At 70.6% G+C, this 14,586-nt stretch carries 17 protein-coding genes; 5 read left to right on the top strand and 12 right to left on the bottom strand.

Going from position 1 to position 14,586, the window contains the following annotated elements:
- Positions 1–66: 66 nt before the first annotated feature.
- From BM430_RS27850 to BM430_RS27840, 3 genes are all read left to right on the top strand, one after another.
- Positions 67–999, top strand: coding sequence for an outer membrane protein (locus BM430_RS27850; RefSeq protein ID WP_093570483.1), 933 nt, complete (start codon positions 67–69; stop codon positions 997–999).
- Between the two features lie 82 nt (positions 1,000–1,081).
- A complete protein-coding gene (locus BM430_RS27845) occupies positions 1,082–1,852 on the top strand; it encodes an SDR family NAD(P)-dependent oxidoreductase (RefSeq protein WP_093570482.1) in 771 nt (256 codons plus the stop codon).
- A 109-nt stretch (positions 1,853–1,961) separates the two neighbouring features.
- Complete coding sequence (locus BM430_RS27840; RefSeq protein ID WP_093570481.1) at positions 1,962–3,638, top strand: acyl-CoA dehydrogenase family protein; 1,677 nt, start codon at positions 1,962–1,964, stop codon at positions 3,636–3,638.
- A gap of 242 nt (positions 3,639–3,880) precedes the next feature.
- Here BM430_RS27840 and BM430_RS27835 read toward each other — a convergent pair whose 3' ends face one another.
- The gene (locus BM430_RS27835; RefSeq protein ID WP_093570480.1) at positions 3,881–4,060 is read right to left on the bottom strand and encodes a hypothetical protein; all 180 of its coding nucleotides are present in this window, start codon (positions 4,058–4,060) and stop codon (positions 3,881–3,883) included.
- A gap of 145 nt (positions 4,061–4,205) precedes the next feature.
- On the opposite strand from BM430_RS27835, the gene BM430_RS27830 reads away from it, so the two are divergent.
- Positions 4,206–5,456: a glycosyltransferase family 4 protein gene (locus tag BM430_RS27830; RefSeq protein ID WP_093570479.1), complete on the top strand. Its 1,251-nt coding sequence runs from the start codon at positions 4,206–4,208 to the stop codon at positions 5,454–5,456.
- Positions 5,457–5,490: 34 nt separating this feature from the next.
- A complete protein-coding gene (locus BM430_RS27825) occupies positions 5,491–6,960 on the top strand; it encodes a DegQ family serine endoprotease (protein WP_093570506.1) in 1,470 nt (489 codons plus the stop codon).
- A 260-nt stretch (positions 6,961–7,220) separates the two neighbouring features.
- Here BM430_RS27825 and BM430_RS27820 read toward each other — a convergent pair whose 3' ends face one another.
- The 11 genes from BM430_RS27820 to BM430_RS27770 form a co-directional block, all read right to left on the bottom strand.
- Complete coding sequence (locus tag BM430_RS27820) at positions 7,221–7,667, bottom strand: hypothetical protein (protein ID WP_093570478.1); 447 nt, start codon at positions 7,665–7,667, stop codon at positions 7,221–7,223.
- The gene (locus BM430_RS27815) at positions 7,664–7,999 is read right to left on the bottom strand and encodes a flagellar protein FlgN (RefSeq protein ID WP_093570477.1); all 336 of its coding nucleotides are present in this window, start codon (positions 7,997–7,999) and stop codon (positions 7,664–7,666) included. Before BM430_RS27815 ends, BM430_RS27820 begins: the two co-directional genes overlap by 4 nt.
- 5 nt (positions 8,000–8,004) lie before the next feature.
- Positions 8,005–8,478 carry a rod-binding protein gene (locus BM430_RS27810; protein WP_093570476.1) on the bottom strand — a complete coding sequence of 158 codons (474 nt, stop codon included), beginning with the start codon at positions 8,476–8,478 and terminating at the stop codon, positions 8,005–8,007.
- A gap of 50 nt (positions 8,479–8,528) precedes the next feature.
- Positions 8,529–8,954 (bottom strand): hypothetical protein, encoded by a 426-nt coding sequence (locus BM430_RS27805; RefSeq protein ID WP_093570475.1) that lies wholly within the window; start codon positions 8,952–8,954, stop codon positions 8,529–8,531.
- Positions 8,951–9,706 carry a flagellar biosynthesis protein FliR gene (fliR, locus tag BM430_RS27800; RefSeq protein WP_244539689.1) on the bottom strand — a complete coding sequence of 252 codons (756 nt, stop codon included), beginning with the start codon at positions 9,704–9,706 and terminating at the stop codon, positions 8,951–8,953. The genes BM430_RS27805 and fliR overlap by 4 nt, the downstream gene beginning before the upstream one ends.
- A complete protein-coding gene (flhA, locus tag BM430_RS27795) occupies positions 9,703–11,790 on the bottom strand; it encodes a flagellar biosynthesis protein FlhA (protein WP_093570474.1) in 2,088 nt (695 codons plus the stop codon). The genes fliR and flhA overlap by 4 nt, the downstream gene beginning before the upstream one ends.
- Positions 11,791–11,861: 71 nt before the next feature.
- A complete protein-coding gene (locus BM430_RS27790) occupies positions 11,862–12,128 on the bottom strand; it encodes a flagellar biosynthetic protein FliQ (protein ID WP_093570473.1) in 267 nt (88 codons plus the stop codon).
- Positions 12,129–12,150: 22 nt separating this feature from the next.
- On the bottom strand, positions 12,151–12,570 hold the full coding sequence (flgD, locus tag BM430_RS27785; RefSeq protein WP_093570472.1) for a flagellar hook assembly protein FlgD: 420 nt from the start codon (positions 12,568–12,570) through the stop codon (positions 12,151–12,153).
- Entirely contained in the window at positions 12,571–13,110 is a 540-nt protein-coding gene (flbT, locus tag BM430_RS27780; RefSeq protein WP_093570471.1) for a flagellar biosynthesis repressor FlbT, read from the bottom strand.
- A gap of 8 nt (positions 13,111–13,118) precedes the next feature.
- Complete coding sequence (gene flaF, locus BM430_RS27775; protein ID WP_093570470.1) at positions 13,119–13,466, bottom strand: flagellar biosynthesis regulator FlaF; 348 nt, start codon at positions 13,464–13,466, stop codon at positions 13,119–13,121.
- Between the two features lie 76 nt (positions 13,467–13,542).
- Positions 13,543–14,583, bottom strand: coding sequence for a flagellar hook-associated family protein (locus tag BM430_RS27770; RefSeq protein WP_244539688.1), 1,041 nt, complete (start codon positions 14,581–14,583; stop codon positions 13,543–13,545).
- Between the last annotated feature and the right edge of the window lie 3 nt (positions 14,584–14,586).

The following is a 14,586-nucleotide window of genomic DNA, read 5'->3' as shown; positions in this document are numbered from 1 at the left end:
ACCAAGGCATGATCCTGCCAGCGGCGCGGCAAATTTTGCCGATCGACAAGCCGAGGGGCGGCCCAGATGCGTTTCGCGAGCTTTGGTTTTCTCGTCGGCAGTGTTCTGGTCAGCCTGAGCGTTGCGGCGACGACGACCGTCCGGGCCGCGGATCTCGATTTCGGAGCCTTGCGCGGCGGCGAATTCGAACCGGCCGCCGCGCCGGTCGTGGATGTCTGGGACGGCATCTATGTCGGCGGCCACGGCGGCTGGTCGAGCGCGAGCTTCGGTTTCGGCAACGTCTTCCAGTCGACGGTCGCCCAGGCCCTGCGCGCCACCGCGATCGAATCCACCCTCAGCGCCTCGACCTTGCTGCACGCGCGGGACGTGCGGCGGGACGGGACGACCTTCGGCGCCTATGCGGGCGTGAACTACCAGTTCGACGAGACCGTGGTCGGCGTCGAGGTCGACTACACCCATTCCGGCCTGCGGGGTCGCAGCAGCGACGCCATCGGCCGCGAGATCGTCGACAGCAAAGGCTATCTCAGAGGAGCGGACCTTTCCGGCGACGCGACGACGCAGATCAAGGACTACGCCACGATCCGGGCTCGCGTCGGCTACACCGTCGCCGGCTTCATGCCGTTCGTCACCGGCGGCTTCGCCATCGGACGGGCCCAGATTGCCGAGACGGTGGCGGTGCGCGGCTACGAGTACGACCAGTCGGCCTATCGCAGCAACCAGGCGCTCACTCCCCCCGCCAAATCGGTCTATGTCGGCAATTCGGGCTACGCGAACTTCCGTCAGGACGATCCCGGCGGCAGCGTGCTCGCCCCGCCTGACATCTTCACGCCGTCGAAGGAGAAGATCGTCGGCGGCATCGCGGCCGGCGCGGGCCTGGAATACGCCATCACTCCGAACCTGCTGTTGCGGGCGGAGTACCAGTACATCCTGTTCAACGACTTCGACGGCCACAAGCTGAACGTCAACACCGTGCGGGGCGGCGCGGCGGTGAAGTTCTGACCGGTCGGGCTTGCGGGCGGCACCGACGCGCATCACCTTCAGTTGCCGCCCGGAAAGAGGCGGAGCAGGTGGGAGGTTCCGGATGCAGCGTCTGGCCGGCAAGGTCGCCCTGGTCACGGGCGGCGCGCGGGGCATCGGCCTCGCGATCGCGCGGCGCTTCGCCCGCGAGGGTGCGGCGGCGGTGATCCTCGCCGATCGCGACGAGGCGGAGGCCGCGCGCGTCGCGCCGGAGAACCCGGCCTTCCATCCCTGCTCCCTCGACGTGACCAGCGACGAGGAATGGGCCAGGGCCGTCGACCGCACGGTCGGCCGCCACGGCGGCCTCGACGTGCTGGTCAACAATGCGGGGATCGCAGTCGTCGGCACGATCGAGTCGCTCACCCTGGAGGACTGGCACCGCGTCCAGGCGGTCAATGTCGACGGCACCTTCCTCGGCTGCCGCCACGCCGTGCGGGCGATGAAGCCGCCGGCCGGCCGCGGCGGGGCGATCATCAACCTCTCGTCGGTCTCGGGCATCGTCGGCGGGCACAACCTCGCGGCCTACAACGCCTCGAAGGGGGCGGTGCGCCTCCTCACCAAGTCGGTCGCGCTGCACTGTGCCCGGCAGGGCTATGGTGTGCGCTGCAACTCGATCCATCCGGGCTTCACCGAGACCGACATGCTGCGCGATCTCGCCGCCGGCAGCCGCTACAGCCCGGAGGAATTGCGCCAGCGCCTGCAGGCCTCGGTGCCGCTCGGCCGCAACGCCGCCGCCGAGGAGATCGCGGGCCTTGCCACCTATCTCGCTTCGGACGAGGCCGGCTTCGTCACCGGGGCCGAGATGGTGATCGACGGCGGCGTCACGGCGCAATAACGGCCGTTTCCCAAAAAGTCCGATCCCAGCGGCAGGCCGGCCCCTCTACAGATCGGCGATTCGCCGCTATTTGTATGCGCCGCAGCAAAATCGACCGGAGACCTGACCGATGTCCGCCCAGGCCGCCCCCGCCCCGACCGATCTCGTCACCCTGGCGCAGGACGCCGGCCTCGCCGCCAAGGCGCTCGCGGCGGATGCGGCGCGCCGCGTGCGCGCCGGCCTGCTCGGGCCCGACGGCCGCCTCTCGGCCGAGCGCCTGGAGGCCGAGCAGCACGCCGCCCACGGCCTCGCCTGGCTCTCGACCTACGCCGAGGCGATCACCCAGCTCGGCAACTACGCCGCCCACCTCGCCGGCCAGGGCCGCCTCGGCGAGACCGAGACGCTCCTCGTGCGCATCGGCCTCGGCGAGTACCTGGAGCAGCTCTTCGGCGGCATCCCGATGAGCCAGGGCGAGATGGTGCGCCCGACCTCGTCGCTCGGCCTCAAGGCCCAGGAAGTCGCGCGTCACCGCTCGGAGTCGGTCGAGACCCTGATCGCGGAGGGCAACACCGCCCAGAACCGTGCCGCCCTGGTGCGGCTGATCCGCGAGGGCCAGGGCTCCGCCACGGTGGGCGAGACCGGCCTCGACGAGGACATGGAGGCGATCCGCACCGAGATGCGCCGCTTCGGCCAGGCCGAGGTCGCGCCCCATGCCCATGAGTGGCACCAGCAGAATGCCTACATCCCGCTCGAGATCATCGGCCAGATGGCCGAGCTCGGCGTGTTCGGTCTGACCATCCCGGAAGAGTATGGCGGCATGGGCCTGCCGAAGATCTCGATGTGCGTGGTCTCGGAGGAATTGTCGCGGGCCTATATCGGCGTCGGGTCCCTCGGCACCCGCTCGGAGATCGCCGCCGAGCTGATTCTGGGCGGCGGCACCGAGGAGCAGAAGCAGCGCTTCCTGCCGAAGATCGCCTCCGGCGACATCCTGCCGACCGCGGTCTTCACCGAGCCGAATACCGGCTCCGACCTCGCCTCCCTGCGCACCAAGGCGGTGAAGGAGGGCGACACCTGGCGCATCACCGGCAACAAGACCTGGATCACCCATCCGGTCCGCGCCGACCTGATGACCGTGCTGGTGCGCACCAAGCCCGAGGAGCCGGGCCACAAGGGCCTGTCGCTGCTGCTGGGCGAAAAGCCCCGCGGCACCGACGCGGATCCGTTCCCGGTCGAGGGTCTGTCGGGCGGCGAGATCGAGGTGCTCGGCTATCGCGGCATGAAGGAGTACGAGCTCGCCTTCGACGGGTTCGCGGTGCCGGAGGGCAACCTGCTCGGCGGGGTCGAGGGCAAGGGCTTCGCCCAGCTGATGCAGACCTTCGAATCGGCCCGCATCCAGACCGCAGCCCGCGCCGTCGGCGTCGCCCAGTCGGCCCTCGATGTCGGCCTGCGCTACGCCGAGGAGCGGGTGCAGTTCGGCAAGCCCCTGGTCTCGTTCCCGCGGGTCGCCGACAAGCTCGCCATGATGGCGGTCGAGATCGCCATCGCCCGCCAGCTCACCTACTTCGCCGCGCACCAGAAGGACGAGGGCAAGCGCTGCGACCTCGAGGCAGGCATGGCCAAGCTGCTGGCCGCCCGCGTCGCCTGGGCGGCGGCCGACAACGCCTTGCAGATCCACGGCGGCAACGGCTTCGCGCTGGAATACCCGGTGAGCCGCCTGCTCTGCGACGCCCGCATCCTGTCGATCTTCGAGGGTGCGGCCGAGATCCAGGCCCAGGTCATCGCCCGGCGCCTGCTCGAAGTGCAGTGAGCGGCGGGCTCTCGCTGAGAGAGATCCTGGAAAAGATGGGGCGCAGGATCCCCTCTCCCGTTTGAGAGAGGGGTAGGGGTGAGGGTGGCGCGCTTCAGGATAATTCGCTGAGCGTTGAGCTGCGCAGCTCAACGGGCGGTCACCTATTCTGAATCCTAGCCACCCTCACCCCCGACCCCTCTCCCACACGGGAGAGGGGAGACGCGCTTTATCCTTTCTGGACAGATAAAGCAGACCCTGTTCTACTTCGTAATCTTCACCGAGACAGGGTCGCTCGTCGGAAACGTTTCCTCCAGCGCCTCATCGAGGCGCTCGCTGAGCTTGCTCTGCTGATTCTCCGGCCGCGCCTTGTCCTCCGGCGAGGCGCTGTCGCGGCGGAAACCGGCCTGGTCCTGGTTCGGGGTCTTGGTCTCGTTGCCCATGGGGCCTTCCTCCAGCATGGCGTCCCGGCCAAGGGACGGACTGCCCGGCTAACGCGCAGGCCCCCGGCGTGTTGCGTCCGCCCGGTCGTTTAACCGGGCGGTGGCGCTACGCTGCTTAAGATCGCGGCACGAGAGGGTCCCTCCCATGCACGCCGCCATCCTGACGAATTTTGCCACGCCGAAGGGCGGTGCCGAGAAGGTCGCGATCGAATCCGCCCGCGGCCTCGCCGAGGCCGGCGTCGCCGTGACGCTGATCCACGGGGCCGACGGGCCGGCCGACCCGATGCTCGATCATCCGGGCATCCGGCGGGTGGGCCTGGGCCTCACCGACGTGTGGGAGCGGCCGGCCTGGCGCGGCGCGGTCGAGGGGATCTGGAACCGCGAGGCGGCCCGGCGCCTCGGCGCGGCGTTGGCGGCCCTGCCGGCGCGGCCCGACGTGCTGCACCTGCACCAATGGACCCGCGCGCTCTCGCCGGCGATCTTTCCGGTGCTCGCCCGCACCGGGATCCCGGTGGCGGTCACGCTGCACGATTACTTCCTGGTCTGCCCGAACGGCGTCTACTACCGCTTCGACAAGGCGGAGCCCTGCGGCCTGCGCCCGTTCTCGCCCGCCTGCCTCGCGGCGCCGTGCGATCCGCAATCGCGCGTCCACAAGGCGGTGCGGGTGGCCCGCGCCCTGGCGCAGGTGGCGGCGATCGCGCGGTGCTTCCCGGCCCTCGACCTCGTCCACGTCTCCGACGGCAGCCGGGCGCGGCTCGAACCGATGATGCGGGGCGCCCCGTTCCGCCACCACCGGATCGACAACCCGGTCCGGGTGGCGCGCGCCGCCCCGGCCGATCCGGCGGCCGGCGACGCGATCGCCTTCATCGGCCGCTTCACCCGCGAGAAGGGCGCCGACCTTGTCGCCCACGCGGCGCACCAGGCGGGCCTGCCGTCGCTGTTCATCGGCGACGGGCCGCTCGCCGACGAGCTGCGCGCGGTGCCGGGGGCCGAGGTGATCGGCTGGCGCGCGCCCGCCGAGGTCGAGGCGCTGCTGCGCGCCCGGGCTCGCGCCGTGGCGGCGCCGGCGCGCTGGCTCGAGACCGGGCCGCTGACGATCTACGAGGCGCTCGCCGCCGGCATCCCGGCGGTCGCCTCCGACCGGGCCGGCGCCGGCGAGAAGATCCGGGACGGCGAGACCGGCTTCGTCGTCGCACCCGAGGTCGCGGCGCTCGCCGAGGTGTTCGGCCGGCTGCGGGACGATGCGCTGGTGCGCCGCCTCGGCGAAGCGGCCCATGCGCGCTATTGGGACGCGCCGATGACGCTCGCCGCCCATGCGGGCGCACTGCGCAACCTCTATGAGGGGATGAAAGGTGCGGCCGAGGCGCCCTCTTTTCAGCGCAAAGCTGTCATGTGAGAGAGCAGCCAGACACGTAAGGAGCCGAATGCCGATGCGCCGCCCGACGACCTCCCTGCTGCTCGCCGCGCTCTGTCTCGGGGTCGCCCGACCGGCGGCCGCGCAGGCCGAGTCGGTGCCGCCGTTCCGCGCCCTGCAGGAGAACCGACAAGACAATCGAGCCGTCCCCGACTCGAAGGCGCAGGTGCAGCTCTCCTTCGCGCCGCTCGTCAAGCGCGCGGCGCCCTCGGTGGTCAACGTCTACGGCACCCATGTCGAGAAGCGCGCCGCCAATCGCGGCGCCATGGACGAGTTCCTGCGCCGCTTCTTCGGCGATGCCGGGCCGAACCTGCCGCAGGAGCGGGCGCAGCGCTCGCTCGGCTCGGGCGTGATCGTCGATGCCTCGGGGCTGATCGTCACCAACAACCACGTCATCGAGAACATGAACGAGGTGAAGGTGGCGCTGAACGACCGGCGCGAGTTCGAGGCGCAGATCCTGCTGCGCGACCCCCGCACCGACCTCGCCATCCTGAAGATCAAGAGCCCGGGCGGCGGCCTCGTGCCGATGGAGATCGGCGATTCCGAGCACCTGCAGGTCGGCGACTTCGTGATCGCGATCGGCAACCCGTTCGGCGTCGGCCAGACGGTGACGCAGGGCATCGTCTCGGCGCTCGCCCGCACCCAGGTCGGCTCGGCCGACTACCAGTTCTTCATCCAGACCGACGCGGCGATCAACCCGGGCAATTCCGGCGGCGCGCTCGTCGACCTCAACGGCGGCCTCGTCGGCATCAACACGGCGATCTACTCGCAATCCGGCGGCAGCCACGGCATCGGCTTCGCCATCCCCGCCAGCATGGTCAAGGCGGTGGTGGAGACCGCCAAGGGCGGCGCCAAGACGGTGCGCCGGCCCTGGCTCGGCGCCCGGCTCCAGCACGTGACGCCGGACATCGCCGACAGCGTCGGCCTCGACCACCCGACCGGGGTGCTGGTGGCCTCGATGCAGGCGAAGAGCCCGGCCGAGGAGGCCGGCCTCAAGCGCGGCGACGTGATCCTGGCGGTGGACGGCCAGTCGGTCGACGATCCGGAGGCCTTCGGCTACCGCTTCGCGCTCAAGGGCATCAAGGGCGAGACCAAGCTCACCGTCCTGCGCGGCGCCACCCGCACCACGGTGCCGGTGCGCCTCGGCCCCGCGCCGGAGACGCGGCCCCGCGACACCCTGAAGGTCAAGACCCGCTCGCCCTTCCTCGGCGCCACGGCGGTCAACCTGTCGCCCGCGGTGGCCGAGGATCTGCAGCTCGACCTGCCGGCGCAGTCGCAGGGCGACGGCGTCATCATCGCCGAGGTCGAGAGCGGGACCTTCGCCAACCAGGCCGGCCTGCAGAAGGGCGACCTCGTGGTGGCGGTGAACGGCGCCCCGGTCGCCACGACCAAGGACCTGGAGCGCATGACCCGCACCCCGGCCCCGATGTGGGAGGTGACGATCAGCCGGGGCGGGCAGCAGCTGACCTCGGTGTTCAGGGGGTAGGGGGCTGCCGGTGCTGCGGTGGCATCAAGCCGGGAGGTCGCAGCTTCATTGTTATGACATCCTCCACGTCATCCCGGGGCCGCGCAGCGGAACCCGGGATCCATAACCGCTGACGCTGCAGAATAGAGCGGAACGCCGTTCGCCATTTTCGTGAACCTCAGCGGTTATGGATCCCGGGTTCTCGCCTTCGGCGAGCTCCGGGATGACGTCGAGAGATGTAGATGGGAGGCGCGAACTCTGCTTTCGCTCCGGCGGTCCGCTTACGACCGCACTTCCCGCTTCGCGACGAAATTGATCTCGTCCACCAGCACATCCTTGACGACATCGCCCCCTAAGCGCTCGTTCACCTTCGCCCGCACCTCGGCCAGCCGCTTGGTGATGTCGTATTTCGCCAGTTTTCGAAAATCGAGGGCCGTGTCGCCGTAGATCTGGCGGAAGGCCTCGTCGACCACGAAGGCGTTGGGTGGCACCGGCAGGGTGTGCATCAGCTTGGCGTCCGCCGTGAAGACCAGCACGGCGATGACGTAGCCCTGCACCCGCCCGTCGGCGATCATCGGGATGTTGATCGGCGCGAGCTTCTGGTACTGCAGGCCCTCCAGGTACGGCTCGGTCTTCTTCGAGAAGATGCCGCCGCCGAAGGTCACCGCGCCGTAGCAGGAGGCGATGGTGACGGCGCAGATCCACAGGCCGGTGATCAGGATCTTCATGGCCGGGGGCTCGTCCGCGCCGAGTAGGTGCCGTCGGAGTCGGCGGCCAGCGCGACCTGCGTCAGGGTTTCGTCGATCTCCTCCAGTGCCCGCAGGTGCAGGGCGACGACCTGCTGGTTGCGGGCGAGCTTGTCGCGCAGGCGCGCCAGGTGGATCGCCACGGTGGCGTCGAGCGCCGCGACGTCGAGGCCGCGGGTGAGGCGGGTGAGTTCGAGGAGGCCCTGGCTCTTGCGGCGGTTGAGGTCGCCGAGGTCGGCGGGGGCATGCGCCTCCAGCGCCTCGGTCTCCTCCTCGACGACGGCTTCGAGGCGCTTGATGCAGGCGAGCAGCATGGCGGTCACACCTTGGCCGCGGGATTGGCGGCGTCGGCCGGCGCGGCGGCCTGGGTGCCCGGATGGGCGGCGTTGAGCATCTTGGCGATGCCGATGCCGCCGGCCTTGGCGATCTGGGTGCCGATCTGCTCGGCCAGCATCGATTTCCAGATGCCGCCGGCATTGCCCTTGCCGTACACGGTCTCGGACTTCTCCGGCATCATCGCCTCGACGAATTGCTGCAGGACCAGCCCCTCGAACTTCTTGTAGGGGTCGCTGCCGGCGCCGGTCAGCGCGGTCTGGTTCTGCATGGTCAGGAGTGTGCCGCGGGCATCGAGCGGCATGTGCGTCGAGAGCCCGACGTCGCGGGCCGCGTCGGCGAAGGCGGTGGCACCGGCGCTGCCCGGCTGCGACAGCTTGGCGGCGGCCTCCTGGTAGCGCGACGGATCGGCGGCCCGGGCCACGTCGAGCACGATGTCGGAGGGCGGTGAGATGCTCATCGGCAGCCGGGTCCGGATGGAAGGGTCAACGCGGTCTTAACGGGCCTGGCTTACGGGAGGCTTGCGTCGGGACGGGCGGGGCGCGCGGACGCTCGGGCCACTTGGCCGTCGAGGCGCTCCAGGTCGTCGCGCTTGTCCGCCTCGCGGCGGTGGTCGTCGGCCCGGCGCTCGGCGAGCGCCTCGGCCCGCTTCTGGGCGAGGCCGCGCTCGCGGACGGCGTCGGCCTGCGCGGCGGCCTGCGCCTCGGCCGCGGTGGCCTGCGCGGCGAGCCCGCGCAGCCGCCGGGCGGTCGCCTCCAGCAGCATCGGGCCGTGATCGGAGGAGGCGAGGGCCGCGAGCAGCCGCGCCCGGTCGGCCTCGATCTCCGCCGCGCGCTCGCGGGTGGCGGCAAGCTCGATCTCCGCCGCGCGGCGCATCTGCTCCTGCACGGTGACGAGGCGCTGCGCGCGCTTCAGCCGGTCGCCGGTCGTCCTCATCCGCGCACCAGCCAGGCCGCGTAGCCGAGGAGGAACTGCGTCATGAACTCGCCCGCGAGATAGTAGAGCATGAGGAGACCGCCGAACATCACGAACGGCGTGGCGACGAAGTAGACCGGAATCGTCGGCGTGAGCTTGTTGACGAAGCCCGCCGCCAGGTTGACCAGAATCGCGTAGATGATGAAGGGCGCGGTGATGCGAAGCCCCAGCATGAAGGCGCTGGCGACCTGGTCGACGATCCGGGTCAGCATCAGCTGGCTGCCCAGCCCCTCGCCGGGCGGGATGCGGGCATAGGATTCGACGAGGCCGCGAAACAGCTCCCAGTGCAGGTCGGCGGCGAAGAGGAACGCGGTCGCGGTGAGCAGGATCAGCCCCTCGACCGCCGGCACCGGGTCGGTGCCCTCGACCGGCGAGCCCGGCATGCCGCCGAAGCCGACCATGGTCGAGGTCGCGTTCATCACCGTCTCCAGCACCAGGATGAAGATGCGGCCGAGGAAGCCGATCATCAGCCCGGTCAGGGTCTCGCTGACGATCCAGGCGAGCGTCTGCATCGGGGCCTGGCCGGAGAGCCGCGGCTCGAATTGCGGCACGATCAGGGGGGCGATGGCCAACGAGACGGCGCCGGCGATGAGGAGCCGCACCTGCTGCGGCACCCGCGGGCTCGAGAAACCCGGCACGACGAGCAGGCAGCCGCCGACGCGGCAGAAGATCAGGAAGACGGCGAGGAAGCTGTCCGGCCCGATCTTCGTCACGAGACGGTGCCCAGGGACTTGATCTCGACGCCGCGGGCGATCTCGAGATGCGAGAGCACCGGCAGGGTCGGGAAGATCCGCTCGATGATCATCCGCACGTAGGGCCGGGCGTCCGGCGCGGTGACGAGGGCGAAGCCGTGCACCTCGCGCATCCGGGAGCGGATCGCCTCCGAGGCCTCGGTGCCGAACTGCTCGACGAGGCGCGGGTCGATATCGAACTCCACCACCTCGCCCTTGGCGTCGCGCTTCAGGCTCTGGTGGAACGACAGGTCCCAGCTGGCGCCGAGGCGCAGGACGCTGAGCACGCCGTTCTCGGCGAGGTCGCCGCAGATCTGCTGTGCCATGCGCATCCGCACATGCTCGGCGATCTGCTCGGACCGGCGCGCATGCGGGGTGATCTCGGCGATGGCCTCCAGGATCAGGTGCAGGTTGCGGATCGACACCCGCTCGGCGAGCAGCAGCTTCAGCACCGCCTGCAAGCCCGAGTAGGAGATCTGCGACGGGCAGATCTCGTCGAGCAGGCGCTTGTACTCGGGGTCGAGCCGGTCGAGCAGGCCGCGCATGTCCTTGTAGGAGAGAAATTGCGGCAGGTTGTTGCGGATCACCTCGGAGAGGTGGGTCAGCAGCACCGAGGCGCCGTCGATCGGCTCGAAGCCGCCGCGGCGGACCTCGCCGGCATAGGAATCCATCACCCACAGCGCCCTGAGGCCGAAGGCGGGCTCGCGCACCTCGTCGCTCGGCACGTCGGGCTTCGGCCCGTCGCCGACCACCACCAGCATCTCGCCGGGACGGATCTCCTGGGAGGCCGCCACGGTGCCGTGGATCAGGATCTGGTAGGTCTTCGGCGGCAGGGCGAGGTTGTCCGAGACCTTGATGTCCGGCACGACGAAGCCGTACTGGCGGGCGAACTTGCGCCGCATCTTGGCGACCCGGTGGCCGAGCTCGGCCTGCGAGCCCTGGATCTGCGAGGCGGCCTGGCGGCCGAGGCAGAGCTCGATCTCCGGGGTCTTGAGCGACTCCTTGACCGAATCCTTCTCCTTGGCTTCCGCCTGCTTCACCATTTCCTCGGCCTTGGCCTTGGCCTCGGCCGCCTTGGCCTGGGCCTGGAGCCGGCGCGGGATGGTGCGGGCGACGAAGAACAGGAGGCCGCTGAGCGCCGTGAAGGGCAGGAAGGGCAGGCCCGGCACAAGGGCGAACACCCCCATCATCGCCGCCGCGACGAGGAGCGCCCGCGGATAGGCGCCGAGCTGCCCGATCACCGCCTGCTCGGCGGTGCCCTGCGTGCCGCCCTTCGAGACCAACAGGCCGGCGGCCAGCGACACGATCAGCGCCGGGATCTGCGAGACGAGGCCGTCGCCGACCGAGAGCTTGGTGAAGATGTCGGCGGCGGTGCCGAGCGGCAGGCCGTGCCGCGTCGTCCCGATGATGATGCCGCCGAAGACGTTGACCGCGATGATGATGAGCGAGGCCACCGCCTCGCCGCGCACGAACTTGGAGGCACCGTCCATCGAGCCGAAGAAGGCGCTCTCTTCCTCCAGCTCGCGGCGCCGGCGCTGCGCCTCCTTGTCGTCGATCAGGCCGGCATTGAGATCGGCGTCGATCGCCATCTGCTTGCCGGGGATCGCGTCGAGGGTGAAGCGGGCGCCCACTTCCGCGATGCGGGTCGCGCCCTTGGTGATGACGAGGAAGTTGACCGTGATCAGGATCAGGAAGACCACGATCCCGATCACGAAGTCGCCGCTCATCACGAACTGCGAGAAGCCCTGGATGACGTGGCCGGCGGCGTCCACGCCCTTCTGGCCGTTGGCCAGGATCAATCGCGTCGTCGCGATGCCGAGCGCCAGCCGCAGGAGCGTGGCGATCAGCAGGACGGTCGGGAAGGACGAGAATTCGAGCGGCTTCTGGATCCAGAGCGCCACCATCAGGATCAGCACCGACAGGGCGATCGAGAAGGCGAGCCCGACATCGATGAGCACCGCCGGCACCGGCAGGAACAGCACCGCCAGGATCGCCACGATGCCGGCCGCGAAGCCGAAATCCCGCCGCGACTTGCGCTCGACCGCCACTGCCGCGCCCACCGCCATGATCCCACCACCCTCCGCGGATTGTCGCGGACGGGTGTGCCACGGCTAGCTTGCGCGGGGGTTGGGGGCCCTCAGAAGCCCGTCGCGATCCGCCCGTAGGCGGCCTCCGCGAAGGCGTGGATCTGCCCGCCGACGAAGGTGCCGGTGACGAGGAGGACGAGCAGGATCACCACGATCTTCGGCACGAAGGTCAGGGTGACCTCCTGGATCTGGGTGAGCGCCTGCAGCAGCGCCACCGCGATGCCGACCAGCATCGCGGCCCCGACCGCCGGACCCGCGGCGACGATCACCGTCCAGATCGCGGCGCGGACGAGCTCGAGGGCGTCGACCTCGCTCATGAGAACCTCCGGGGCTGCCGGCCTATTGTATCACGACGCCGGAGGTGAGCAGCACGTCCTGGCCGCTGGTCAGCCGCGCCAGCGCCCCGTCGGCCGTCACCCGCACGGACTGGACGGTCCCGGTCTGGGTGCCGTCGGCCGAGGTGAGGGTGCGGCCGATCACCGTGTCGGCCTGGTCGAGGAAGCTCGAGGCGAGGAGCGAATCGAGCTTCGTGTTGGTCTTCGTCGCCTGCTCGACCTGCGAGAAGGTCGCGAGCTGGCCGACATACTCGGTCGAATCCATCGGCTTCGTCGGATCCTGGTTCTTGAGCTGCGCCATCAGCAGCGTCAGGAAGGTGTCCGAGTTCATCTTGGCGGCGAACGAGCTGCCGGCCTTGGCGGCGGCCGCGGTCGTGGAGGTGCCCGAGCCCGAGGTGGCGCTGGTGGTGGTGTCGACGGTCATTCAGGCCTCCGGCTCTCGGGCGGGCAGGGCGGGGGACGCGGCGCGGCGGCTCACCGCCGGGGACCGCGCGGTGGCGCGCTCGCGGGGCCGCTCGGGCACGCGGGTGCGGCGGGCCAAAGCGGTCAGGCCCGGGCCGGGCACCGGGGCGGCGGGCGCCTCCCCGGCGCTCATCAGCGCGGCTTCGAGCGGGTAGAGCCCGCGGATCAGCTTCAGCGCCTCGAACAGGCGGCCGCCCTCGATCAGCGCGTGGGCGGCGGCGAGGCCGTCGCGCAGGGCCGCCTCGCCGGTCGCCGCCAGCAGGCCGTCGCGCAGGCCGTCGTAGAGCGCGCGCGCCGCCTCGGCCTGGCCGGGATCGATCAGCATGGTCTGGGCGGCGAAGTAGAGCTGGCGCAGGGGCGTCGTCGCGTCCTCGGCCTGCAGCACGTGGCTCTCGAGCAGGAAGGTCGCGTCGTTCAGGAGCTCGACCGCGACCTTCCGGTCGACCCGCAGCACGGCGCCGTTGATGTAGATCCGCTCTCCGGCGCGCAGCGACAGGCGCATGGCGCGGCTCACCGGAGCCCGTCGCGGATCGAGGTGTTCACCTCGATCAGCGCGGCGAGGCTGCGCTCGGGCGAGCTCAGCACGGCGCCCGCCTCCTGCATGGTCCAGGCGCCGATCGACACGAGGTCGTCGCGCAGGGCGGGGGGCAGGGCGTTGTCGGGCCCCAGCAGGTCGGCGATCAGGACGTTCCACAGATCCTGCACGTAGCCGATCGCGGCGGTCCGCTCCGGCCCGGCGAGGCCGCGGGCCTCGACGTCGCGCAGGAGGGTGAGGGCCCGATCGAAGGCGGCGCGCTCGCGCTCGCGGCCGATTTCGGGCGCGTCCTCCAGGATCTCGGAATAGGAAAAGCGATACATCGGGCCGATGCCTCGTCGGTCTGGTGTCTTGCGCGTCGGGGCGCGGCGCGGGAGCGGACGGCGGGTCGCCGGCCGCCTACGCGACGTATTTCAGGAGCGACAGCTCCTGGATCTGCGCGGTCAGCGAATAGGACATCTGGAGCTGGGTCTTGGCGGCGGTGAACCGTGTCTGGGCCTCGGCCGGGTCGACCTCTTCGAGGCCGGCGATCTCCGTCTTGATGCGGGCGGATTGCGCGTCGAGCCGGGCATTGGCGTCGGTGATCCGCGACTGGCTGCGGCCGAGATCGGCCTGGAGCGAGACCAGCCCGGCGCTGGCCTGGCTCAGGAGGCCCATCGCCCGGTCCGAGACGACGGCCTGGGCGTCGGCCGAGAGGCCGGTGAGGCCGAGCCCCGACACGATCGCGGCCTGCGCGAGCTGGCGGAACGCCGTCCCGTTGGCGCTGACCGAGGTGGTGACGGTCTCGCCCAGCGAAATCCGGCTGGTCACCGCCGTGTCCGAGGCCTGCGACCAGGTGGTGCCCCAGTTCGGGTCGGCGAACTGGGCCGCCAGCGTCCCCTCGAGGAAGCCCTTGATCTGCGGCGCGGTCAGGGTGGCGGCCCGGGCATCGTCCGGCGGGAAGCCGAAGGTAGCCTGGAACGCCGTCGTCGCGGCGGTCTTGGCATCCGCCACGGCCCCGTCGCGGATCGGGTTGGCGCCGGTGTTGATGCCGGAGAACAGGGCCTGCCCGCTCGCCGAGGAATTGAGGAGGCCCGTCAGCGACGCGAGGGTGTCGCCGGCCGAGGCCGCCATCGCGGCGACGCGCTTGTCCGCCGGCAGGCCGGTCAGGCTGGCGAATTGCGCGTCGGCGGATTTCTGCAGCTGCTGCAGGACGGTCTGGCTCGTGCCGAGGCGGAGCGCGGCGAGGCCGTTGCTGTCCTTGAGGGCGGTGACCTCCGCCGCGCTCTGGCGCAGGGACAGGCTGCGGCTGACCTGGCCGCCGAGGGCGAGGCCGACATCCGCGTAGCGTCCGCTGGCGACTTCCTGGTTCGCGTTGGCCATCTCGGTCTGGAGCCGGGCCGTGGCGCTCCGCGGCGCGTTCCACAGGCTCAGGCTGGAGATGTAGCTCGTGGTCATCATGGC

Source organism: Methylobacterium sp. 174MFSha1.1, from assembly GCF_900116815.1.
Classification (GTDB): Bacteria; Pseudomonadota; Alphaproteobacteria; order Rhizobiales; family Beijerinckiaceae; genus Methylobacterium.
Note: the sequence above shows the minus strand (reverse complement) of the source record. Positions and strands in the feature narration are given on the sequence as shown.

Excerpts from the sequence above, each read along its gene's own strand:
- BM430_RS27820 (WP_093570478.1), bottom strand. The coding sequence starts at position 7,667 with ATGAAGATCCTGATCACCGGCCTGTGGATCTGCGCCGTCACCATCGCC.
- flbT (WP_093570471.1), bottom strand. The coding sequence starts at position 13,110 with ATGCGCCTGTCGCTGCGCGCCGGAGAGCGGATCTACATCAACGGCGCC.
- BM430_RS27825 (WP_093570506.1), top strand. The coding sequence starts at position 5,491 with ATGCGCCGCCCGACGACCTCCCTGCTGCTCGCCGCGCTCTGTCTCGGG.
- flgD (WP_093570472.1), bottom strand. The coding sequence starts at position 12,570 with ATGACCGTCGACACCACCACCAGCGCCACCTCGGGCTCGGGCACCTCC.
- BM430_RS27815 (WP_093570477.1), bottom strand. The coding sequence starts at position 7,999 with ATGCTGCTCGCCTGCATCAAGCGCCTCGAAGCCGTCGTCGAGGAGGAG.
- BM430_RS27830 (WP_093570479.1), top strand. The coding sequence starts at position 4,206 with ATGCACGCCGCCATCCTGACGAATTTTGCCACGCCGAAGGGCGGTGCC.
- BM430_RS27770 (WP_244539688.1), bottom strand. The coding sequence starts at position 14,583 with ATGATGACCACGAGCTACATCTCCAGCCTGAGCCTGTGGAACGCGCCG.
- BM430_RS27790 (WP_093570473.1), bottom strand. The coding sequence starts at position 12,128 with ATGAGCGAGGTCGACGCCCTCGAGCTCGTCCGCGCCGCGATCTGGACG.
- flhA (WP_093570474.1), bottom strand. The coding sequence starts at position 11,790 with ATGGCGGTGGGCGCGGCAGTGGCGGTCGAGCGCAAGTCGCGGCGGGAT.
- BM430_RS27845 (WP_093570482.1), top strand. The coding sequence starts at position 1,082 with ATGCAGCGTCTGGCCGGCAAGGTCGCCCTGGTCACGGGCGGCGCGCGG.
- BM430_RS27840 (WP_093570481.1), top strand. The coding sequence starts at position 1,962 with ATGTCCGCCCAGGCCGCCCCCGCCCCGACCGATCTCGTCACCCTGGCG.
- BM430_RS27835 (WP_093570480.1), bottom strand. The coding sequence starts at position 4,060 with ATGGGCAACGAGACCAAGACCCCGAACCAGGACCAGGCCGGTTTCCGC.
- BM430_RS27850 (WP_093570483.1), top strand. The coding sequence starts at position 67 with ATGCGTTTCGCGAGCTTTGGTTTTCTCGTCGGCAGTGTTCTGGTCAGC.
- BM430_RS27805 (WP_093570475.1), bottom strand. The coding sequence starts at position 8,954 with ATGAGGACGACCGGCGACCGGCTGAAGCGCGCGCAGCGCCTCGTCACC.
- flaF (WP_093570470.1), bottom strand. The coding sequence starts at position 13,466 with ATGTATCGCTTTTCCTATTCCGAGATCCTGGAGGACGCGCCCGAAATC.
- BM430_RS27810 (WP_093570476.1), bottom strand. The coding sequence starts at position 8,478 with ATGAGCATCTCACCGCCCTCCGACATCGTGCTCGACGTGGCCCGGGCC.